We start from the raw sequence: 21,270 nt of genomic DNA, 5'->3' as shown, positions 1-21,270 counted from the left end.
TATATTTGTGGGCGGATTGAGGTGCCCTGACCCCGCATCCACACTGGACAACCACCATCGCAAGTCCGGACGGGCGACCAGATGGTCGCATAACGCCTGAAACAACTCGCCACAACCCGTCTCGCCATCGCGCGGCGATCATCCATAGTGGATTCATGCGGGATTCCCGCCGCCAAGGGGGCCAGCCACCCGCACGAATCCACAGGCAACAGAAGACAGCAGTGGACATATCCGATTTGTCGCTCAGGTGTGGTGGGCGGTGGGCGGTGGGCGGCGGGCGCGGGGCGGTGGGCGGCGGGCGCGGGGCGGCGGACGGCAGGCGGCAGGAGGCAGGAGGCGGGACAACCGGCGGCAGGTGGGGAGGTGGTGGGGGCGCAAGATCGGGTTATTCTCGCCCGATGCGTCCCCGGCAGGTTCTCGACTATGTCAGCATGGCCCTGATCTGGGGGCTGTCGTTCCTGCTGCTGTTGAAAGTGGTGCAGGGGTTCGGGTGGGTGGGGGCGATCGCCTTCCGCGCCCTGATCGCGAGCGGCGTGCTCGCCGCGCTCGCGTGGGCGACGGGACGACGCCTGCGGTTCGGCCCCTGGAAGCCGTTGGCCCTGGTCGGCGCCACGACCGTGGCCGGCCAGCTGATCGGCCTGTCGATCGCCACCCCGCTCATCGGCACCGCGATGACGGCCATCTTCGTCGGCACCATCCCGCTCTTCTCGATGGTCATCGGCCAGCTGTGGGGCATCGAACGCGTCGGCAGGACGGCCAGGATCGGCCTACTCACCGGCTTCGCCGGAATCATCCTGCTCGTCGGCTTCCCCGCCGTACCGGTATCCGCACGATTTCTCGCCGGCTGCGGTATCGCGCTGTTCGGGGCGGCGTGCGCGGCGCTCGGCAGCAACCTGGCCAGCCGCCACCTGAAGGCGGTCGGGTCGTGGGAGCAGACCATCGGCGCGTTCTTCTTCGGCGGCGCGTTCATGCTGCCCATGCTGGTCGTGGTCCCGGTGCCGGACCGCCCGGCGCCCCTCGACTACGGCTACCTCGCGCTGCTCGCCATCCTGTGCAGCTCCCTGGCGTACGTGCTCTACTTCCGCCTCGTCGCCGAGGCCGGCGCGACGATCGCCATCAGCGTCGAGTTCGTCGTCACGGTGATCGCGGTGCTGGTGGGCGCGCTGTGGCTCGGCGAGCACCTGTCGGTCGTCCAGCTCGTCGGCGGCGCCATCATCATCGCGGGCTGCGCGCTGGTCCTGGGCCTGTTCCCGCGCCGGCCAGCAGCAGCTCCGCCGACCTGAGGAACCCGCGCCCCTCGTCCGCGTGCCCGAGGCTCAACAGGTAGAGCCCGCTGGACACCCGCTCGACGAACCCCCACTCCCAGATCGCCGCCGCCGGCACCCCGGTCGCGTCCGCGAGCCGCGCGCAGTAGGAGCGCAGAAGGCCGCGCGGATCACCCGCCGCGAGCACCTCACCCACCCAGTCGCGCACAACAACACCCAGGTCGTACGCCGGTTCGCAGGCGAACCCCTCGGGGTCGACGAAGACGTAGCCGCTGCCGGCGCCCGGCCTGGGCGCGCGCACGGCGAGCAGGTTGGCCGGATGCGGATCGCCGTGGCACCACACCCGCGGCGCGGTGGGCGCCGCGTCGAGGCGCCGCCGGGCGTACCCGATGGATTGGTCTATCAACGGCCGTGGGCAGGGTTCGCCCAGCTCCGCCCAGAGCGTCCCGATCAGCTCGATGAGGCGGGCGGCCTTGTGTGGGCCGGGTTCGCCCAGGATCGGCGCGCGCCAGGCCGCGCGCAGGGTCGCCGCCGACACGTCGAGAACACGCTCCGGCCCGTCGGTCGGGATCGGCGGGCCGAGGGCCTCCAGCAGCACGGCCCGGCGGTCGGGGTCGTAGGCGTGGACGCGCGCGTAGCCGTGGCCGTCGGCGGCCGTCAGCGTGGCGACCTCGCCGGCGAGCAGGCCGTCGGGCGGGGCGAGCTTGAGCACGGCGTCGGTGCCGTCGGCGCGCCGGACGGTCACGACGAGCGCCCACGAGCCGCCCTCCAGCACGTCGCCGACGGTCAGCGACCAGGCCCGCGCGAGCCCGTCGACCACGCCCGGCAGGCCGTCGAGCCACGCCTGCCAGCCGGGCCCCCTGCTCTGCGCGGTGCGGCGCACCGTCTCGGGAACGTTCATTCGCGCAGGACCGCGTCGATCTTCTGCCACGCCTCGGCGATGAACTCCGGCGCGGTGTCCCAGTAGTACGGGAGCCCGACCAGCGCGGTCGACAGCGCCCAGCCCTTCGACCGCTCCCACGCGGCGTCGTCGTAGCCCGCGGCCGCGCGGAACGTCGCGCGCGCCGCCGGGTCGTAGAAGAGGTTCCAGGCGGGCATCAGGTCGACGGCCGGGTCGCCGAGGCCGAGCGCGCCGAAGTCGATGACGGCCGACAGGCGCCGCTCGTGCGCCAGGAGGTTGCCGGCCTGCAGGTCGCCGTGGATCCACACCGGCGGACCGTCCCAGACCGGGGCGGCCAGCGCCCGCTCCCACGCGGCGGTGAGCCGCGGCGCGTCGATCCGGTCGCCCAGCTCCTCGATGGCGGACCGGGTGAGCCCGTCGCGGGCGGCGAGCGGAACGCCCCGATAGGTGCCGGTTTTCACCGGGCCGCCCATCGGGTCGACGGCGTGCAGCGCGGTGACGAAGCGCGCCAGGTCGACGGCGGCGGCGTCCATGTCCAGATTGTCGCTGGTCGGGTTCTCGCCGGGCAGCCAGGGCACGACGGACCAGCGCCACGGGTAGCCCTCCCCCGGCTCGCCGACCGCGAGGGTGGCGGGCACGGCCAGCGGCAGGTGCGGCGCGAGCCGCGGCAGCCACCGCTGGTCGCTGTCGACCTGGTCGAGCGCCCAGTCGATGCGCGGCAGCCGGGCCACGAGGTCGTCGCCGAGCCGGTAGAGGGCGTGGTCGGTGCCCGTGTGCGTCACCGGGGTGACGGGCAGCCCGGCCCACTGCGGGAACTGGGCGGCGACCAGGCGGCGAACCTGGTCGGCGTCGGTAGGGACCTCGTTCTCGTGCATCGCCGCCGACCGTAGGCGCTCGCCCGCGCGCCTGTCGACGCGATTACGCGAACAGCGCCGAGCCGTACTTGAGAACCACGGCGAGCGCGAGGATCAGCAGCCAGATGGTCACGAGGACGGCGTCGAGGTCAGCTCTTACCGCGTTGGCGAGCGCCGACCCGAGCCGCTGCGGCAGGTACAGGTTGCCGTCGCGGATGTTCACGTGGGTCAGGGTCGCGAACACCAGCGTCGTGGAGACCGTGACCAGCAGGCACCACGGGCACAGCGCCCCGATGTTGACGAACGACTGGTAGAACAGCCAGTACGCGAAGATGACGCCGAGGGTGTAGACGACCTGGGCGGCGAACATGAACCAGCGGGGGAACCGCGTCCCACCCAGGCTAGCCACGGCGATCGTGATGACCACCGGCTCGGCGATGAGCCCCAGGTACGCGTTGGGGAACCCGAACAGGTGCGCCTGCCACGACGCGCCCACGGTGCCGCAGCTGATCACCTGGTTGATGTTGCAGGACAGGCTGGCGGCCGGGTTCTCGGCGAGCCTGAGCGCGTCTACGGAGAGCACGAACGACGCCATGAGGCTCAGGCACGCCGAGAACAGCATGGTGCCGAAGATCCAGCCGTTGCTGTGCCGGATCCGGCGCAGGCCCGCGATCACTACTGGCCCTTGGCGGCGAGGATCGCCTCGGTCAGCGGACCGGCCGTGTACAGGTCGCCCTTGAAGACCGTTCCGTTGATCTTCACGGTGGGCGTGCCGCTGACGCCGCCGTCCAGGACCTTGGCCGTGGAGGCGGTGACCCACGGCGCGAAGCGGCGCTCGTGGAAGTCGAGGACCACCTCGGTCGGCACCCCGACCCCGCGCGCCAGGGACGCGATCTCCTCGTCGGACAGGCCGGTCGTGCCCTCCGCGGGCTGGTGCTCGTACAGCGCCTGGTTGAAGGCCAGCACCTTGTCCGGCGCCTTGTCGGCGACGGCGGCGACCGCGCTCGCGGTCCGCGTGGAGTATTTGCTGCCCTCCGACATCCGGTCCAGGAACGCCAACGGGTACAGCTCCAGGCGGACGGTCCCGTCGGCGACGAGCCGGTTCAGCTCGCCCGCGTTGGCCTTCTCGAACTTCCCGCAGTACGGGCACATGTAGTCGACGAACACCTCCAGGCGCACCGGCGCCGAAGGCTGGCCGAGTACGATCGCCCCGCCCGGCGTGGTGTTGGCCGGGGCGACGGCCGTCTGACCCGCGGGGAGGGTCGGGATCGCCGTCGACTGGTCCTTGCGGGCGGCGTTGACCAGCGAGATCACGATCGCGGCGAGCAGCCCGAGGATGATCACCCCGCCGACCACGGAGATCATGCGCGTACGGTTCGCGGCGCGGCGCCGCTCCGCCTCCCGCGCCTCGCGTATCTCCTTGGCCCGGGTCCGCGCTTGGACACCCATCGTCTCGTCTCCTCGTCCGCAGCCGTCGCGTCGCTGTCAGTCTTCGTGAGACGAACGTGAATCCGTCAGGTAGAAGGTCCCGAGTCGGAACGACCGAAGGTCCCCCTCCGTAGCCTGGTCGCATGGAGCGCCGCGACCCCGTGCAGATAGTCCCGTATGACCCGGAGTGGCCCGACCTGTTCGAGCGGCAGCGGCGACGCGTCGAGGCGGCCGTCGGGCCGCTGCTCGTCGGCCCGGTCGAGCACATCGGCAGCACATCGGTGCCCGGGCTGCCCGCCAAGCCGATCGTCGACATGCTGGCCCTCGTCGCGGACTACGACACGACGGCAGGCGTCGCGGACGCCCTGTCCGGCATCGACTGGGTGCCCGCGCCCGAGCCCGGCGACGGGGCGCGCCGCCGCCGGTCGTTCTGCTTTCCCTCGGTCGCCTGGCGCACGCACCACCTGCATGTGTGGGAGGAGACCTCGGACTGGCGGCCGTTGCTCGCCTTCCGCGACCACCTGCGCACCCACTCGGACGACGCCCGCGAGTACGGCCGCCTGAAGACGGAGCTCGCCGCCGCCCACCGCGACGACCGGCCCGCCTACCGGGCCGGCAAGGCCCCCTTCATCGAGGCCCGGCTCCGCACACTCGGCCACACCCATGATCGCTGAACGCGTCGAGAACACGCCGCGCCCGCGACTCCCAAAGGGATCGCGAATGCGGTGCGGACGCTTACTCTCGGCACCTCGATAACCGACAAATCACCCGTCGCCTATCGCGAAGATCGCCGCCTTCTGTGTCGCCCATCGGGTGCGGGGACGGCGCGCCGTACCCGATGAAGGTTCATCGGACGTGGATGTCGGGCTGGACGGGGGTGCTCATGCCGTTGCCGATGAAGAACCCGGCATGCGGCGGCTGGTTGTAGGCCGTGTTCTGCCAGGCAACCGCCGCGCGGTACTGAGGGGGACGGGTGCCCGATGACCTCTCACAGACGGTGTGCGTCCTGACCCGATAACCGAAACACGTCAGTACCGGGCACCCTCCGGCGCCGGCAGGGTGTCGAGCTCGGCCAGGTCCGCCGCGTCGAGCGTGAGGTCGGCCGCGCCGACGTTGTCCACCAGGTACTTCGGCGTCTTGGTGCCGGGGATCGGGATGACGTGCCCGCCCTGAGCCAGCACCCAGGCGAGCGCGACCCGCGCCGGGCTGGCGCCGAGCCGGTCGGCGATCGCGCGTACCCGGTCGACGATGGCCAGGTTGGCCCGCAACGTGTCCTGCTGGAAGCGGGGCAGCCCGCGCCGGAAGTCGTTGTCCTGCAGCTGGTCGGCGGACGTGAACCGCCCGGCGAGGAACCCCCGGCCCAGCGGCGAGAACGGCAGGAACGCGATGCCCTTCCCGGCGCAGTACGGCAGCACCTCGGCCAGCGGGTCGCGGGTCCACAGCGACAGCTCCGACTGCACCGAGGCGACGGGGTGCACCGACTGCGCCCGCCTGATCTCGTCGACCGTCACCTCGGACAGGCCGATGGCGCGCGCCTTGCCGGCGGCCACCACCTCGGCCATGGCGCCCCAGGTCTCCTCCAGCGGCACCTCCGGGTCGACCCGGTGCAGCTGGTAGAGGTCGACGTGGTCGGTGCCGAGGCGGCGCAGGCTCGCGTCGATCGACGCGCGGATGTGCCCGGGCCGACCGTCACGGCCGACCCCGGGCGAGGTGTTGGCCGTGCCCGCCGCCGGCCGCTGGCCGGACACGAGGCCGACCTTGGTGGCCAGCACCGCGCGGTCGCGCCAGCCGCCCGCCAGGGCGCGGCCCACCAGCTCCTCGTTGGTGTACGGGCCGTACACGTCCGCCGTGTCGATGAGCGTGACGCCCAGGTCGATGGCCTGGTGGATGACCGCGATCGAGGTGGCGTCGTCGCGCGGGGTGTCCAGGTCGTACGCGTGGGTCATGCCCATGCAGCCCAGCCCGACGACGCCCACCGACGGACCGTGGGCGCCCAGTGTCGTAGTACGCATGATCCCCAACCTAGCCCGCGTCGCTCGTATTCTGGCGCGATGGACCTGGAGTTCAGCGGCGAGATCTGGTTCTGGCGGGGCCCCGCGCCGTGGCACTTCGTCACCGTGCCCGAGGACCGGTGCCACGAGATCGAGGCCGCGTCGTCGCTGGTCAGCTACGGCTGGGGCATGATCCCGGTGACCGCCCGGATCGGGTCTACGACCTGGACCACCTCGCTGTGGCCCAAGGACGGACGCTACATCGTCCCGATCCGCACCAATGTGCGTAAGGCCGAACAACTGGATGTCGGCGACATCGCGACGGTGTCGCTGACAGTCGGAGGCTAGGCCTACGGTGGGCGACATGGCTGATCACCCATGGGAGCCGCCGCCCGCCGGCACCGAGACCGAGCACCTGCTCGCGGCGCTCAACCGGCTGCGCACGACATTCCGCTTCAAGGCCGACGACCTGGACGCCGCCGGGCTCAACACCCGCGTCGGCGCCTCGTCGCTTACGCTCGGCGGCCTGCTCAAGCACCTCGCCCTGGTGGAGGACTACACCTTCACCACCAAGCTCAGCGGGGCGTCGATCGGCGAGCCGTGGGAGACCATCTGGCGCGACGGCGACGACTGGGTGTTCCGCTCGGCCGCGGACGACACCCCGGAGGAGCTCTACGCGCTGTGGGACGGCGCCGTGACGCGCGCCCGCGCCCGGCTCGCCGCCGCCCTCGCCGACGGCGGCCTCGACCAGAGCGTCCACCTGGCGTGGCCGGACGGCCGCCGCGCCAACCTGCGCCGCCTCCTCTGCGACATGATCGAGGAGTACGGGCGCCACACCGGCCACGCCGACCTGCTCCGCGAGGCGGTCGACGGCCGCACCGGCGAGGACCCGCCGGCAGGCTGGCACGTCGTAACGGGCCAGTTCACGCCGTAGCGAGCCGCGGACTTGCATCTGGTACCCGGGTACCGCCCTACCGTTGGGTCATGACCGAAACTGCCTGGGCACCCGAGGCCTGCACGCTGCCGACGGCCGAGCGGCCGCTGCGGCTGGCCGAGTTCGACGCCCTCTTCGCGACGGCCGCCCACGAGGGCGAGCGCCTGTCGCCCACCCATCTGCGGCTCACGCTGACGGGGGGTGCCGACCTGGCCGCCACCGCGCGCGACCTGACCGCGCGGGAGACCCGCTGCTGCTCGTTCTTCGCCTTCACCGTCACGCGACTGCCGGCGGACCGGGTCCGGCTGGACGTCGAGGTGCCCGCCGCCCACGTCGCGGTCCTCGACGCGCTCCAGACGCGGGCCGCCGCGTGACCGGCACGCTGCGCAGCGGGGAACTCGCCGAGGCCGCCGGCGTGAACCCGCAGACCCTGCGCTACTACGAACGCCGCGGGCTGCTCGCCGAGCCGGCCCGCAGCCCGGGCGGGCACCGCATGTACCCGGCCGAGACGGTGACCCTGCTCCGCGTGATCAAGACGGCGCAGCGGCTCGGGTTCACCCTCGACGAGGTCGCCGACCTGGTCGATCTCCGCACGCGCCGCCGCGACACGAGTCTGCAGCGGCGGGCGGCCGTCAAGCTCGGCGAGATCGAGGCCCGGATCGCTGACCTGCACGTCATCGCCGGCAGCCTGCGGGCCGCCCTGGACGCGGGCTGTGACGACCTCACCGTCTGCGCCACGACCGACTGCTGCCCCATCGCCGACGGGGCGCGGCGGTGAGCCGGCTACGGCGGCTGCTCCCGGGCGGCCTGGGCGGGCTCACGGGTGTCGCCTGTGTGCTGTGCTGCGTCGTGCCGCTCCTCCTGGCCGCCGGGGTGGTCGGCGGGGGTGGGTGGGCCTTCTTCGGTCAGGTGCTGCCGGGCGTCGCGGTCGGGCTCGCGGCACTGACCGGACTGGCCTGGTGGTGGGCCCGTCGGCGCCCCGCGTGCGGCTGCGGCGGCGGTTGCTCCTGCGCCGCCTAGACACTCACCGCGGCGCGGTGCAGGGGTCGGCCAGCCAGCCCGTCGTCACCGATGCCCGCACCTGTTCCAGGCCCCGCAACAGCCCGGGTATCCGGGCCGCGTCCGGGTCGGACAGGAACTCCAGGACCGCGGCGGAGAACGCGTCCGCCACGGTGGCGGGCATGAAGTCGGACGCGTCGACGCAGCGGCGCGTCGCGATGGCCAGGTGGTCGGCGATCTGCCGCTCGATGGCGCTCGGCGGGCCGTACACCGCCGCGCGGTCGAGGTCGGTGCGCGGCGAGAAGAACCCGCCGCCCGCCTCCCGGATCCACGCCTCCTGCCCGGACCGGGACGCCAGGTGCCGGAGCAGTGCCCGGGCTTCGGGCTTGTCGGTGAAGAGGCCCGCCACGTCCACGCCCACCGCCACGCCCGCGTCGGGTGGGCCGCTGAACGACGGGAACATGAAGAACGACGGGTCGCGGGACGCGCCGCGCCAGATGTCGCGGGCGAACGAGCCCTGGTGCTCCATCGCGCACGCGCCCTTGACGGCATCGCTCCACGTGGTCAGCAGCATCCTGCGGGCCGCGGCCGGGGAGGCCATGCCGGACTCGGCGAGCAGGCGGCTCCACGCGGTCCAGGCCGAGCGGACCTCCGGCGACGTCCACGGCAGCTGTCCCGTGGCCCACGCCTGGTAGGCGGTGGGCCCGGACTGGTGGAGCAGGATGTCCTCGATCCAGTCGGTGCCCGGCCAGCCTGACTGTGCGCCGCTCTCCACAGCCACGCACCACGGGGTGCGCCCGGCGCGCAGGGCCCGGCTGAGCGCGACCAGCTCGTCCCAGGTCTTCGGCGGCGCCGACGTGGCCGACGCGTCGCGCCACACCATGCTCTTCAGGCTCGTCTTGAGCACCACGCCGTACGCGCGCCCCGGGTCGCGCCGACCGAAGAGCAGTTGACCGCGAGGGGCGGTGTCGCCGTCAAGGAGGACGAGCTTGCCGGACTCCGCGTAGGCGGCCAGCACGGCCGGGCTGGACGGCATGGCGATGTCCGGGGGCGACCCGCTGGCCAGCTCGACGCGGAGCACCGAGTTGACCTCCCGTACCCCCTGGTAGTCGATGTCGAAGCCGTTCGCGGCGGCGAAGGCCGCCGCGACCCGCGTGAACTGCTCGGCCTCGCCGCTGCCGACGGCCCACGACGCCAGGATCGCCACCTTCGCCCGCGCCCCGGCGATCGCGCCGCACCCGGCGAGCGCCAGCGCGGTCACGACCAGCAGCACGATCGCGCGACGCGGGCTCACCCGGACCTCGTTCCGTACTCGTCGAGCCGCCGCTGGAAGCCGACGATGACCAGCGCGAGGCAGACGATCGCGAGCACGGGCATGACGTACTCCAGGTTGAAGGAGCGGGCGGCGGTCGCCGCCACGGCGACCAGGTGGTCGTCCGGCCCGAGCGCCGGCGCGGACGGCGGCAGGCCGGCGTCGAGCAGCGCGCGCACGCCGTCGGTCGACTCGGCCAGCGCCGCGCCCGCCCAGAGTGGCCGCGCGGCCACGACGCCGAGCGCGACCAGGCCGACGGAGGCTGTCGCCAGCGGCACGTTGAGCCAGCGGTTGAACCGCTTCGTCAGCCAGACCTGGCCGCCGAGGAGCAGGCCGACGGCGACGAGCAGGGGGACGAGCCACAGCAGCGCCAGCGCCGGCGCGTTGTCGTGGGTCTGCCGTTGCCGCGCCAGTTCGGCGCCGATCCGCCCGACGAAGTCGAGGAGCTGGTCGTGGATGGAGCCGCGCAGGAGGTTGCCGGCATAGCGCAGGTACGCCTCGGCGAGCAGGGCATGGCCCTGCCCGAGGTGGAAGTGCGCCTGCTCGACCAGGCCGAGATGGTCGATCAGCAGCCCCTGGACGACCTGGATGACCTGCCGGTCGGCCCTGTCCCCGACCGCGAGCCCGGCCAGCACGGCCAGGTTCTGCACGGCGATGGCGATCTGGCCGTGGTACTCCCCGTTGGCGAGCACGACCGCGCAGTCGGTGCGGCCGCGCTGGGCCGCCGGGTCGGTCGTGCAGGTGCTGAGCGCGACGTCGACCCGGTGCAGCAGGTTCCACGTGTCGGCGATGGCCGCCTGCGCGGGCACGACCGCCGACTGGACCGAGACGGCGGCGGAGTGCGCGACGAGGAACGTGGACACCGCGCCGACGAGCGCGAGGACCAGCGCGGACACGATCCCGACCCGCAGGCGTCGCAGCCGTTGCGGCGTCGAGGTTGTCGTGACGATCCCCGGATTGGTCACCGTCACCATGATGCCCTGCCCCCGCTACCCGGCGCCATCAGTCGTGACGCCGGGTAGCGGGCCGCGCCGGCCGGCCGCTCTTTATTCGGTGGACACCGCGCATTCCCGGCGACCAGGGTGGGCGGCATGCCGGAGGAGAAGGTCTGGGACGCAGCCACCGCCCAGCGCTATGACACGCCGGGCACGGGGATGTTCGCCCCCGAGGTCCTCGGGCCGACCGTCGACCGCCTCGCCGCGCTCGCGGGCGACGGCGCGGCGCTCGAGTTCGCGGTCGGCACGGGCCGGGTCGCCATCCCGCTCGCCGAGCGGGGCGTCCCGGTCACGGGCATCGAGTTGTGGCAGCCGATGATCGACCAGCTGCGGACGAAGAACACCGCGATCCCCGTCGTCCGGGGCGACATGGCCACCACGCTCGCCCCCGGCGAGTACTCCCTGGTCTATCTGGTCTACAACACGATCTCGAACCTGCTCACGCAGGCCGAGCAGGTCGAGTGCTTCCGCAACGCGGCCCGGCACCTGCGCCCCGGCGGCCGCTTCGTCATCGAGCTGTGGGTGCCCGAGCTGCGCAAACTGCCGCCCGGCGTGGACGCCACGGTGTGGCAGGTGTCCCCGGGGTACATCGCGCTCGACACGTACGACGTGCTCAACCAGCACGTCGTGTCGCACCACCTCGGGTTCGACGACACCGAGCAGGCGCGGCTGTTCCGCAGCCCGCACCGCTACATCTGGCCGGCCGAGCTCGACCTCATGGGCCAGCTCGCGGGCTTCGAGCTGGAGTCCCGGCACGCCGACTGGTCCGGCGCCGAGTTCACCGCCGAATCACGCTCACACGTCTCGATCTACCGCATTCCGCCCGGCGACTAGTCGATCACTCGATTAAATCTTGGGACGGAATCCGCGAATATCCGCGGGTTTCGTCCCAAGATTTCCACGGAGATCGTTTTAGACCTCGACGTCCGTCGGAGCGCCGATGGGCAGCCAGCGGACCTGGCGGCGCACCTCGTCGGGCGCCGCGGCGAACTCGCGTTCGGCGGCCGCCCGCGACTGGCTGAAGTGCCTCCAGCCTTCGTAGTGCACCGGGATGATGGTGCGCGGCCGGGCCGGCAGGCACAGGTCCACGGCGTCACGGGCGGTCATCGTGTACCGCACCGGGCCCGTGACCGGGAACCGGACGCCGCCCAGGTGCACGAGGGCGGTGCCGATCGGCAGGCGCGCGGTGACGTCGCGGACGCCCTCGTAGAGCACCGTATCGCCGGAGATCCACAGCACGCCGTGCTGCTGACCGGGCCAGCCCAGGGCGAAGCCGATCGCGTCGCCGACGATGGCGCGGCTCAGCGGCGGCCCGTGCCGGCACGGCGTGGCGGTGACCACGATCGTCGGCCGGTCCGACCGCGACAGCTGCGTCGACTCCCAGGGCTCGAGGCCTACCGCGTTGTCGCGCAGCCGGGCGGCCCCCGCGACCGTGGTGACCACCGTGCCCGCCTTCGGCAGCAAAGCCCGACCGGCCTCGTCCAGGTTGTCGCCGTGGTGGTCGTGGGTGAGCAGCACGGCGTCGATGGGGCCCACGTCCCCGGCCGGCATGGACGGTCCGGCCAGCTTGACCGAGGACGTCCCCCACCCGAACCCGTACCGGCGGCCGGGTGGGTCGAACGTCGGGTCCGTGAGCAGCCGCCAGCCCTCGACCTCGATGAGAACGGTCGGCCCGCCGATGTGCGTGATCCTTACGCTGGTCACGCGTGCTTCAGCGCCCAGTCGAGCGCGTAGTCGGCGATCTCCTGCCAGCCCTCCTGGGCGGGGAGGAGGTGGGCGTAGCCCTCGTACTCCCTGAGTTCGGTGACTGTGTCGGACGTGTAGTGCTTCGCGTTCGACTTCTGCACGGCGGGCGGCATGATGTGATCCTCGCTCCCGGAGATGAACAGCAGCGGGGCGCGGTCGTCGTTGGCGTAGTTGACCCACGTGTCCTGGTGGCCGGGCTGGAAGTTGGCCAGCACCCCGCCCCACACGATCGCGCCACTGGCCGGGATGTGGTAGCGCTCGTACAGGGCGCGTCCCTCCTCCTCGGTGAACGTGTTCGTGAAGGCGTACTGCCACTCCTCGAAGGAGAGGCCGACGGCCTTGTGCCGGTTGGCGGGGCTCCTGAAGACGGGCAGCGTCGACTTCAGCTGCGACAGCGGCACGACCCGCACGCCCTCGGTGGGCGCGGAGTTGAGCGCCACGCCCGCGGCGCCGAGGCCGTGGTCGAGCAGGATCTGGGTGAACGCGCCACCGGCCGAGTGACCGATGATGATCGGCGGTGAGGACAGCTCGTTGATCGCCGCGGTGTACTTCTCAATGATCTTCGGGACGGTCAGCTCGACGATGGGCGTCGGATCGGCGTTGAGCGCCTCGACCTCAACCTCGAAGCCGGGGTACCCGGGCGCGATGACCGTGAAGCCGCGTGACTCGTAGTGGGTGATCCAGTGTTCCCAGCTGCGCGGGGTGACCCAGAAGCCATGGACCAGAACGATCGTGTCGGGCGCGCTCATGTATGTAGACCCCTCCGTGAAATACCCCCGTGGTACGACTGAGGTGACGCTAACCGCCCCCAAGGTCATCGGGGGCGGCTGTGCGTGCACGGCTGTCGGCTCACAGTGCACAGTGGAGTGGCACCATGGCGTTCGTCCTCGACACGGCTGACCTCCCGGCCAGCGATCGGGTGGAGGCGGTCTACTCCGCCATGATGTTCGCCTCGGCGCCCGCGTACGTGATCCATGAGAACCCGCGCGGCGACGTGCGCACCCGCATCGGCGTCTGGGATCTCGGCGCGGTCAACGTCTTCACCACCCGCTCCTCGGGGATCCGCCTGCTGCGCACCCCGAGGCTGGCCCGGGACGAGGCGGCGCCGGTCGTCGCCCTGTCGGTCCAGCAGGCGGCGGACGGCCGGCACGAGCAGCTGGACCGGCACCAGGTCGTCACGCCCGGCGAGCTGATGGCCGTCGACCTGTCCGCGCCGTACGACTTCTCGTGGTCGGGCGACGGGGCCGCCGGGTGCCTGCAGATCCCGCTCGACCAGCTCGGGCTGCCCGTCGACCTGGTCCGCCGGGCGGCCGGCAACCTGCGCGCCAGCCCGCTGTACGACCTGGTCACCAGCCACGTCGCGCACCTGGCCCGCGACGCCGACCGGCTCAGCGCCGACCCCACGGCGACGGCCCTGGGCGCCGCGAGCATCGACCTGGCCCGGGCGCTGTTCGTGTCGGCCGCGGACAGCGAGCGCGCCACCCGGGCCGCGCTGGCCGAGACCCTGCTGACCCAGGCCCGCGCGTACGTCCGCCAGCACCTCGCCGACCCCGGGCTGCGCCCGGCCGCGGTCGCGGCCGCGCTCAACGTCTCGCTGCGCTACCTGTACAAGGTCTGCGCCCGCGCCGACCTCAGCCTGGAACAGCTGATCATCGAGGAGCGGCTGCAAGGTGCCCGGGAGGAGCTCGCCTGGCCGGACAGCCGGCACCGCACCATCGCCACCGTCGCCGGCCGGTGGGGGTTCAGCGACGCGACCCACTTCGCGCGCCGGTTCCGCACCAGGTACGGCCTCACTCCCCGGGAGTGGCGGCGCCTGACCTCAACGGAACCGAACGGCTAGGCCCGGTCGAAGCCGATGGCGCGCAGCCGCTCGTCGACGACCTCGTCGAAGTACGCGGCGGCGTCCGGCGTGATCGGGCGCAGCTGGCCGAAGACCTCCATGACGACGAAGCCGTGCACCGTCACGAACGCGTCCATCGCCAACGCCGTCAGGGCGACCGGGCCGCCGTACCCCCGCCGCTGGCGGAGCACGGTCAGTTGCTCGGCCGTCGGCGCGGTCAGCCGCGCGGCCCGTCGCTCCACCGCGTCGCGATCGACCAGGCCCTGGTCGTACGCCGTGGCGAGCACGGTGGTCAGGTAGTCGCCGACCCGGGTGCCGGCGCGGACGGTCTGCTCCGCCGGCGCGCGGTAGCCGGGCACCGGCGTGCCGTAGGCGAGCCCGAACTCGACCGGATGCGCCACCGACCACCGGCGGTACGCGCGGATCCCGGCTGCGAACGCGGCGGCGGGATCGGGCGCCGCGGCGCCGGCCGCCTCGACCTCGTCGGCCTGCTCGTCGAAGGCGCGGACGAGCAGGTCGGTGAGCAGCCCGTCGCGGTCGGGGAAGTAGCGGTACAGCGCCGAGACGGCGATGCCCGCCTCCCGCGCCACCGCCCGCAGTGACAGGGCCGCCGCGCCGTTCTCGGTGAGCTGCCGGCGCGCGATCGCGCGCAGCTCACCGAGCAGTTCCTCCCTGCGGCGCTCACGCAGCCCCATGCCGGCCATGCGGAACACCGTACACAACGAGAGCACTGCTCTTGACATTGTCGGGACGAATCGAGAACACTGTTCTCGATTAGAACACCGCTCTCGATTCGAGGAGAAGCCATGGACGCCACCCCCCGTCGAATGCCCGCCACGGGCCTGTTGCTGGTCACGGCCGGCGTGCTCGCCACCATCGGCAGCGTGATCCTGGGCGACGCTTTCGACTGGCCCGCGAGCCTCGACCACCGGGCCGCCGAGGCCCTGCCCGCGTTCGCCGCGAACGCCACCGCGATCCGGCTCGGCTTCTACCTGAACCTGCTCAGCAGCCTCGCGCTGGTGCCCGTGGCGATCGCCTTCTCGGCCGCGCTCGGGCGCACCTCGACCGCGGTCCGCGCGGTCACGGTGTTCGGCGTGGCCGGGGCGCTGGCCCAGCTCCTGGGCTGGGTGCGCTGGCCGCTCGTGGTGCCCGGACTCGCCGACGCCTATCTGGCCGCCGCGCCCGGCACGCCGGAGCGCGCCGCCGTCGGCGCGTCGTACGACCTGATCAACGCCTACGCGGGCGGCGCGCTCGGCGAGCACCTCGGCTGGCTGCTGCAGGGCGTCTGGGCCGTCGGCACCGGCGTGCTCCTGCTGCGCTCCACGTTCCTGCCGAGGTGGCTCGGCGCGGTCGGCGCGGCGACCGCGGTCGTGTGGCTGCCGTTCACCGCGGCCAGCGGTTTCACGGGCTCACACGTCGGCACTGTCGCGACGATCGGCACGCTGACCTACACCGTGTGGTACGTCTGGCTCGGTCTCGTCGGCGTCATCCTGCTGGCGCGTCGTCAGCGGGCGTAGCCGGCCGGAACTCATGGACGACCTCGATCGGCCCGACGATGTGCCGGTTGAACTCGTCCAGCTCCTCGGCCGGCACCCACAGTTCGAGGATGTCGCGCCCACCGACCTGGCGGACGGGGTACCGCTCGGCGAACGCGCGGTCGACCTCGAACCGGGTGACGTACCCGACGCCGGAGGCGGGCACGTTCCAGTCCCGGGCGATCATGATCGCGTACTGCTCGTTCAGCACCGGGTAGAAGATGGGCTGGTCGGGCAGGCGGGGCGGCCACGCGCGCCAGTCGGCGGCGCGCACGAGCTCCAGCTCCGCCGGCCCGGTCGGCCGCCACAACGTCATCGTCGCGGTCATCGCCCCACTCCCTCCCGGTCGAGGCACGCTACCCGGCAACCGCCGGCAGGGGCGAGGCGGTTTCGCGCACCCCGCCGCCACACCACCCCGCGCGAGCTACCATGATTCGGACTTAACAGACCAATTTCGTCCGGTACGACGGCGGCGATCGGGGTCCACATGATCCTTCGACTGAGGTCTGTGCCGTGAGCGACTCCGCGACGCGGCACCTGCTCACGGCGCCCGGCGACCCGGACGCATCGGTGGTCGCGCTGTTCACGGGCACGTTCGGGTACCGGCACGCGCCGATCGTCGATCTGGCGCAGGGCCCGGAACAGCTGCGCGACGGCCTTCGGGCCTTCGCCTCCGCGGCTGACCGCCGCCACGACGACCAGGTGGTCCTCTACCTCGCCGCGCGCGGGCGGCTCACCGCGGACGGCGACGCCACCGTGAGCCCGCTCGCGGGGACCGACGACGGCCCCGGGCCCGCCGTCAAGGTCCGCCAACTCGTCGAGTGGCTGCTCGCCGAGACCTCGCTGCGCACCGCCACGGTGATCCTCAACCTGTCCTGCCCGGATGACCAGGCCGTGGGCATCCGGGCCGACGTCCCCCGGTGGCTCCCGGCGGACCGGCCCGACCCCCGCACCGGCCTGGTCGTCGCCGTCGCGACCGGGGCCGAACCGGCCGGTTTCGCGGGCGCGTTCGCACGGGCGGCGCGGCACCGGGCAACCGGCGGCCGGACGCAGCCCGAACTCAGCCTGGAAACGCTGGTCCGGGTGGTCGACGCGGCGCAGCCGAGCGTGACGTACCACCTGGTCGGGCTTCCGGACGAGCCGGCCGGGCTCCTGCCCAACCCGCGCTACGAGCCGCAGCCGCCCGAAGCGGCTGTCACCGGCCGGCAACGGGCCCTGGGCGACCTCGTCCGTTGGCTCGCCGCCGAGGGGTCCGAGGACGCCGCACGCACGCGGGTGGTCGTCGGGGACGCCGGGTCCGGGAAGACCACGCTTCTGCGGGCACTGGCCGGCACGTCCGACATCGCCGATCGCGTCGACGCGCTGATCGACGCGCGCGGCCGGCTCACCGCCGAGGTGTTCGCCGACATCGCCACGGCCGCCTGGGAGGCGGCCACGACCGCGGGCGACCTCGTGCGACGGCTCCCCCGCACGAAGGACCCGGTGACCATCCTCATCGACGGGCTGGACGAGGCCGTCGATCCGGCGGAGCTGGCGCGGTCGGTGCTGCGGCCACTGTGCGTCGGCGCGACCGGGCGGCTGCGCCTGCTCATCGCCACGAGCCCGGCCCTGCTGGCGGCGCTCGGCGGCCATCCGCTCGTGGTCAACCTCGACGCCGGCCCGTACCTGGACGCCGAGGGCCTGCGCGCGTACGTGCGGTCGGTGCTGGTGGAGTCGCGGCCCGACAGTGCCTACCGGAGCGCCGCGGGCCCACTGGTGACGCAGACCGCCGCCGCGATCGCCGAGGTGGCCGGCACGTCGTACCTGATGGCCGGCGTCATGGCGCGGACGGCGGCCACCGGTCCGGTGCCCACGAGTCCCCTGCAGTGGCGTGCCGGGCTGCCGCAGGACATCCGGGTCGCCGTACCCCTGGAGCTGGAGCAGCGGCTCGGCGACCAGGCCGAACGGGCCCGCGAACTGCTGCTGCCCCTGGCGTACGCCGAAGGTCCCGGCCTGCCGTGGGAGGACGTCTGGCCGCGGCTGGCCAACGCCCTCACGCCCGGGCGCCGGTACTCCGACGACGACGTCGCCTGGCTGCTCGACGCCATCGGCGAGTACGTCACGGAGTCGTGCGTCGAGGGCCGGTCGGCGTACCGGCTGGCGCACCGCACGCTCGCCGGGTGCCTTGTCGAGGGCCGCGACCACGCCTACGACCAGACGACGATCGTCCGCACGCTCGGCGAGCAGGTCCCGACAGGCCCGGACGGCCGGCGGGACTGGGCCCGCGCCCACCCGTACACCCGCGTCCGGTTGGTCGCGCACGCCGCGCGGACGCAGGCGGTGGACGAGTTACTCACCGACGGACTGTTCCTGTTGGCGGCGCCGCCCGAGCACACGCTGGCGGCGCTGGCCGCCGCGCGCTCCACCGAGGCCACGACGGCGGGCGCGGTCTTCCAGCACGCGGTGACGCGCCTGCGGGCGGCGTCGCCCGACGAACGTGCCGCCTACCTGGAACTCGCGGCCCGCTGCGGTGGGGCGCCGGACATCGCCGGGGCCATCTCGGCCGCCGGCGTGCCCCGACCATGGTCGGCGCGCTGGTCGGCGTGGGAACGGTGGCGACCGCCGCACCGCCTGCTGTCCGGCCCCACCAGCGGTGTGCTGGCGGTGGCGGTCGGTCAGCTGGAGGGCCAGCCGGTCGTGGTCGCGGGCGGCGACGACCGCGCCGTCCGTCGCTGGAACCTCGCCACCGGCGAGCCGATCGGCCACCCGATGAGCGGTCACACCGACGCCGTGACCGCGCTCGCCACCGACCAGCTCGACGATCAGCCGGTCGTGGTGTCGGGCGGCGACGACCGGACGGTCCACCTCTGGAACCTCGCCACCGGCGAGCCGATCGGCCACCCGATGAGCGGTCACACCGGCGGCGTGACCTGCCTCGCGGTCGGGCGGCTGGGGGCGCAGGCGATCGCCGTCTCCGGCAGTGACGACCAGACCGTACGACTGTGGAACGTCCCCGCGGGCACGCCGCACGGCGGTCCGATGACCGGACACACCGGCGCCGTGACCGCCGTGACGGTCGGCGAGGTCGAGGGCCACGGCGTCGCGATCTCGGGCGGCCGCGACGGCGTCATCCGCGTCTGGAACCTCGCCACCCGGCGCGCCGAGGGCGAACTGCTGGGCGGTCACACCGGCGCGATCACGTCCGTCGCGTTCGGACATCTGGACGGCGAGCCCGTCGCCGTGTCCGGCAGCGACGACCGGACCATCCGGGTGTGGAACCTCATCACCGGCGCGCCCATCGGCACGTCCATCCACGGACACACCGACACCGTCGCGACCGTGACGATCGCCGACATCGACGGCCGCCCGGTGATCGTGTCGGGCGGCGCGGACCGCGTCGTCCGGTTCTGGAACCCGGTGACCGGCGCCCCGCTCGGCGAGCCGCTCATCGGCCACACGGGCGGCGTCACCGCCGTGGCGACGACGCACCTCGACGGCCAGGCCGTCGTCGCCTCCGCCGGCCACGACCACACCGTACGGGTCTGGCAGGCCGAGATCGAGCACGTCGGCGAGCCCTTCACCGGCCATACCGACGCCGTCATGTCCGTCGCGCTCTGCGAGATCGAGGACGCGCCCGCGGTCGTGTCCGGAAGCGCCGACCACGACCTGCGCGTGTGGGACGTGGCCAGCGGGCATCTCATCGGCCGGCCGCTCGTCGGCCACACCGGCGGCATCTGGTCGATCGCGACGGGCACCCTGAGCGGCCGCCCGATAGCGGTGTCCGGCGGCGCCGACCACCGGATCCGGGTGTGGGACCTGGTGTCACACCAGCCGATCGGGCAACCGTTCGCCGGGCACACCGGCTGGATCTGGTCGGTCGCGCTGGGCGAGGTGGACGGGCAACGCGTCGTCGTCTCCGGCAGCGACGACCACAGCGTCCGGGTCTGGGAACTGGGCACCGGCCGGCCGGTCGGCAACCCGCTCATCGGGCATACGGGCGGCGTGACCGCCGTGGCGTTCGGCCACCTGGGCGACCGTGCGATCGCCGTGTCCGGCAGCCGCGACCACAGCATGCGGGTCTGGAACCTGGCCACGGGCAATCCCATAGGCGAGCGCCTCACGGGCCACACCGGCGGCGTCTGGGCGGTGGCACTCGGCCACGTGAACGACCAGCCGGTCGCCGTCTCCGGCGGCGACGACCGGACGGTGCGCGTCTGGGACCTCAACACCGGGGCACTCATCGGCAGGGCCCTGTCCGGCCACACCGGTGCCGTGGTGGCCGTGGCGCTCGGCGAGCTCGACGGCGTTGCGGTGGCGGTGACCGGCAGCGACGACCACACCGTGCGCGTCTGGGACCTGGAGTCCCGCCGACCGCTCGGCCGGCCCCTGACCGGGCACACCGCGGGCGTGCGGGCGGTCGCGGTGGGCGAGCTGGACAAGCAGCCGATCGCGGTCTCCGGCGGCCACGACCAGACGCTGCGCGCCTGGGACCTCACCACGCGCACCGGCATCGAGCACACCGCCGCCGCGGAGGGCAACGTGGTGCGGGCGCTGGCCATCGGTGAGCGCAACGCCAGCCCGGTGCTCGTCACCGGCGGGCAGGACCGGGTCCTGCGCCTGTGGCACCTGGCCGACGGCGCCACGGCCGGCACCCCGATGAAGGGCCACAGCGGGCCGGTGGCGGCCCTGACGACCGGGGACCTCGACCGCCGCCCGGTGGCCATCTCGGGCGGTCACGACGACACCGTACGGGTGTGGAGCCTGGGCAGCGGCATCCCCATCGGGGAACCGTTGCGTGGCCACACGGGTCCGGTGGTCGCCGTGGCGTGCGGCCGGCTCGGCGAGGACACCGTGGTCGTGTCGGGCAGCCACGACCACACCGTCCGCGCCTGGAACCTCACGACGAACCGGCCGGTCGGCGAGCCTTTCACCGGCCACACCGGCATCGTGCAGGCGCTGGCCGTGGGCGAGCTGGACAACCACGCGGTGGTCGTCTCGGGCAGCGACGACCGCACCGCGCGCCTGTGGGACCTGGCCACCGGGGCGGCGCTGGCCGAGCCGCTGACCGGGCACTCGGGCGCCATCACCGCCGTGGTGCTCGCTCACCTCGACGAGCACACGGTCGCCGTCACCGCCAGCGAGGACCGCACGGTCCGCGTCTGGGACCTCGACGCGCAGGGCCGCAAGGGCTGGCTGCGCAAGCGCGAGCGCACGCCCGTGATCATGCGGGAGCTGACGTTCGCGCACCCGGTGCGCGGGCTGGTCCTCCCGCCCGGGTCCGATCAGCTGATCGTCGCCACCGGCTCCACAGTGGAGCTACGAACGCTCGACGACGCCAAGCGCAGGCGCATCGAGGTCGACGGCGAGATCCTCGCCCTGTCCGCGCGGGAGGGCACCGTCGCGGTCAGCACGGCGCACGGCCTGGTGGTCCTCAACACCACCGGCTAGACCCGTCGGGGAACGCCTCGGTCACCTCGACCTCATCGGGCCC

General features: G+C 73.1%; 23 protein-coding genes. 11 read left to right on the top strand and 12 right to left on the bottom strand.

Going from position 1 to position 21,270, the window contains the following annotated elements; translation table 11 throughout:
* Positions 1–398: 398 nt before the first annotated feature.
* Positions 399–1,283 carry a DMT family transporter gene (locus ABD211_RS22150; protein ID WP_344135159.1) on the top strand — a complete coding sequence of 295 codons (885 nt, stop codon included), beginning with the start codon at positions 399–401 and terminating at the stop codon, positions 1,281–1,283.
* Here the strand turns inward: ABD211_RS22150 and ABD211_RS22145 are convergent.
* From ABD211_RS22145 to ABD211_RS22130, 4 genes are read right to left on the bottom strand one after another with little or no spacing between them, the layout of a single operon-like run.
* Positions 1,216–2,166 (bottom strand): aminoglycoside phosphotransferase family protein, encoded by a 951-nt coding sequence (locus ABD211_RS22145; protein ID WP_344135157.1) that lies wholly within the window; start codon positions 2,164–2,166, stop codon positions 1,216–1,218. The genes ABD211_RS22150 and ABD211_RS22145 overlap by 68 nt on opposite strands.
* A complete protein-coding gene (locus ABD211_RS22140) occupies positions 2,163–3,041 on the bottom strand; it encodes an aminoglycoside phosphotransferase family protein (protein ID WP_344135154.1) in 879 nt (292 codons plus the stop codon). The genes ABD211_RS22145 and ABD211_RS22140 overlap by 4 nt, the downstream gene beginning before the upstream one ends.
* A gap of 43 nt (positions 3,042–3,084) precedes the next feature.
* Positions 3,085–3,696 carry a vitamin K epoxide reductase family protein gene (locus ABD211_RS22135; protein ID WP_344135150.1) on the bottom strand — a complete coding sequence of 204 codons (612 nt, stop codon included), beginning with the start codon at positions 3,694–3,696 and terminating at the stop codon, positions 3,085–3,087.
* The gene (locus tag ABD211_RS22130; protein ID WP_344135147.1) at positions 3,696–4,469 is read right to left on the bottom strand and encodes a DsbA family protein; all 774 of its coding nucleotides are present in this window, start codon (positions 4,467–4,469) and stop codon (positions 3,696–3,698) included. The genes ABD211_RS22135 and ABD211_RS22130 overlap by 1 nt, the downstream gene beginning before the upstream one ends.
* A 122-nt stretch (positions 4,470–4,591) precedes the next feature.
* Between ABD211_RS22130 and ABD211_RS22125 the strand changes: the two genes are divergently transcribed.
* On the top strand, positions 4,592–5,122 hold the full coding sequence (locus ABD211_RS22125; RefSeq protein ID WP_344135144.1) for a GrpB family protein: 531 nt from the start codon (positions 4,592–4,594) through the stop codon (positions 5,120–5,122).
* A gap of 172 nt (positions 5,123–5,294) precedes the next feature.
* On the opposite strand, the gene ABD211_RS22120 is transcribed toward ABD211_RS22125, so the two are convergent.
* Positions 5,295–5,480: a rhamnogalacturonan lyase family protein gene (locus ABD211_RS22120; protein WP_344135234.1), complete on the bottom strand. Its 186-nt coding sequence runs from the start codon at positions 5,478–5,480 to the stop codon at positions 5,295–5,297.
* Positions 5,477–6,460 carry an aldo/keto reductase gene (locus ABD211_RS22115; protein WP_344135141.1) on the bottom strand — a complete coding sequence of 328 codons (984 nt, stop codon included), beginning with the start codon at positions 6,458–6,460 and terminating at the stop codon, positions 5,477–5,479. The genes ABD211_RS22120 and ABD211_RS22115 overlap by 4 nt, the downstream gene beginning before the upstream one ends.
* Positions 6,461–6,499: 39 nt before the next feature.
* Between ABD211_RS22115 and ABD211_RS22110 the strand changes: the two genes are divergently transcribed.
* Genes ABD211_RS22110 through ABD211_RS22090 form a run of 5 tightly spaced genes read left to right on the top strand, consistent with a single transcriptional unit; the run spans position 6,500 to position 8,393 of the window.
* The gene (locus ABD211_RS22110) at positions 6,500–6,787 is read left to right on the top strand and encodes a DUF1905 domain-containing protein (RefSeq protein WP_344135138.1); all 288 of its coding nucleotides are present in this window, start codon (positions 6,500–6,502) and stop codon (positions 6,785–6,787) included.
* 16 nt (positions 6,788–6,803) lie between these two features.
* A complete protein-coding gene (locus tag ABD211_RS22105; RefSeq protein WP_344135135.1) occupies positions 6,804–7,373 on the top strand; it encodes a mycothiol transferase in 570 nt (189 codons plus the stop codon).
* A gap of 50 nt (positions 7,374–7,423) precedes the next feature.
* A complete protein-coding gene (locus ABD211_RS22100; RefSeq protein WP_344135131.1) occupies positions 7,424–7,747 on the top strand; it encodes a hypothetical protein in 324 nt (107 codons plus the stop codon).
* Complete coding sequence (locus tag ABD211_RS22095; protein ID WP_344135128.1) at positions 7,744–8,151, top strand: MerR family transcriptional regulator; 408 nt, start codon at positions 7,744–7,746, stop codon at positions 8,149–8,151. The genes ABD211_RS22100 and ABD211_RS22095 overlap by 4 nt, the downstream gene beginning before the upstream one ends.
* Positions 8,148–8,393 carry a hypothetical protein gene (locus tag ABD211_RS22090; protein WP_344135125.1) on the top strand — a complete coding sequence of 82 codons (246 nt, stop codon included), beginning with the start codon at positions 8,148–8,150 and terminating at the stop codon, positions 8,391–8,393. The genes ABD211_RS22095 and ABD211_RS22090 overlap by 4 nt, the downstream gene beginning before the upstream one ends.
* Before the next feature lie 4 nt (positions 8,394–8,397).
* Here ABD211_RS22090 and ABD211_RS22085 read toward each other — a convergent pair whose 3' ends face one another.
* Both ABD211_RS22085 and ABD211_RS22080 read right to left on the bottom strand, forming a co-directional pair.
* Positions 8,398–9,666, bottom strand: coding sequence for an ABC transporter substrate-binding protein (locus ABD211_RS22085; protein WP_344135122.1), 1,269 nt, complete (start codon positions 9,664–9,666; stop codon positions 8,398–8,400).
* Positions 9,663–10,649, bottom strand: a complete 987-nt coding sequence (locus ABD211_RS22080; RefSeq protein ID WP_344135119.1) for a hypothetical protein — start codon at positions 10,647–10,649, stop codon at positions 9,663–9,665. Before ABD211_RS22080 ends, ABD211_RS22085 begins: the two co-directional genes overlap by 4 nt.
* A 126-nt stretch (positions 10,650–10,775) precedes the next feature.
* Between ABD211_RS22080 and ABD211_RS22075 the strand changes: the two genes are divergently transcribed.
* Positions 10,776–11,513: a class I SAM-dependent DNA methyltransferase gene (locus ABD211_RS22075; RefSeq protein ID WP_344135116.1), complete on the top strand. Its 738-nt coding sequence runs from the start codon at positions 10,776–10,778 to the stop codon at positions 11,511–11,513.
* Positions 11,514–11,591: 78 nt separating this feature from the next.
* On the opposite strand, the gene ABD211_RS22070 is transcribed toward ABD211_RS22075, so the two are convergent.
* Positions 11,592–12,383, bottom strand: a complete 792-nt coding sequence (locus ABD211_RS22070; RefSeq protein WP_344135113.1) for an MBL fold metallo-hydrolase — start codon at positions 12,381–12,383, stop codon at positions 11,592–11,594.
* Positions 12,380–13,174, bottom strand: coding sequence for an alpha/beta hydrolase (locus ABD211_RS22065; protein ID WP_344135110.1), 795 nt, complete (start codon positions 13,172–13,174; stop codon positions 12,380–12,382). The genes ABD211_RS22070 and ABD211_RS22065 overlap by 4 nt, the downstream gene beginning before the upstream one ends.
* Positions 13,175–13,299: 125 nt before the next feature.
* Here ABD211_RS22065 and ABD211_RS22060 point away from each other — a divergent pair, with 125 nt between their 5' ends.
* The gene (locus tag ABD211_RS22060; RefSeq protein WP_344135107.1) at positions 13,300–14,265 is read left to right on the top strand and encodes a helix-turn-helix domain-containing protein; all 966 of its coding nucleotides are present in this window, start codon (positions 13,300–13,302) and stop codon (positions 14,263–14,265) included.
* Here ABD211_RS22060 and ABD211_RS22055 read toward each other — a convergent pair.
* Complete coding sequence (locus tag ABD211_RS22055; RefSeq protein WP_344135104.1) at positions 14,262–14,969, bottom strand: TetR/AcrR family transcriptional regulator; 708 nt, start codon at positions 14,967–14,969, stop codon at positions 14,262–14,264. The genes ABD211_RS22060 and ABD211_RS22055 overlap by 4 nt on opposite strands.
* 102 nt (positions 14,970–15,071) lie before the next feature.
* Between ABD211_RS22055 and ABD211_RS22050 the strand changes: the two genes are divergently transcribed.
* Entirely contained in the window at positions 15,072–15,782 is a 711-nt protein-coding gene (locus ABD211_RS22050; RefSeq protein ID WP_344135101.1) for a DUF4386 domain-containing protein, read from the top strand.
* On the opposite strand, the gene ABD211_RS22045 is transcribed toward ABD211_RS22050, so the two are convergent.
* Positions 15,751–16,128 carry an ADP-ribosylation/crystallin J1 gene (locus ABD211_RS22045; protein WP_344135098.1) on the bottom strand — a complete coding sequence of 126 codons (378 nt, stop codon included), beginning with the start codon at positions 16,126–16,128 and terminating at the stop codon, positions 15,751–15,753. The genes ABD211_RS22050 and ABD211_RS22045 overlap by 32 nt on opposite strands.
* A 185-nt stretch (positions 16,129–16,313) precedes the next feature.
* On the opposite strand from ABD211_RS22045, the gene ABD211_RS22040 reads away from it, so the two are divergent.
* On the top strand, positions 16,314–21,227 hold the full coding sequence (locus ABD211_RS22040) for a hypothetical protein (RefSeq protein ID WP_344135095.1): 4,914 nt from the start codon (positions 16,314–16,316) through the stop codon (positions 21,225–21,227).
* The last annotated feature ends 43 nt before the right edge of the window (positions 21,228–21,270 follow it).

The sequence above is a fragment of the Luedemannella flava genome (genome assembly GCF_039528515.1).
Classification (GTDB): Bacteria; Actinomycetota; Actinomycetes; order Mycobacteriales; family Micromonosporaceae; genus Luedemannella; species Luedemannella flava.
The sequence above is the reverse complement of the archived record's forward strand: the minus strand, read 5'-3'. Positions and strand labels throughout refer to the sequence as shown.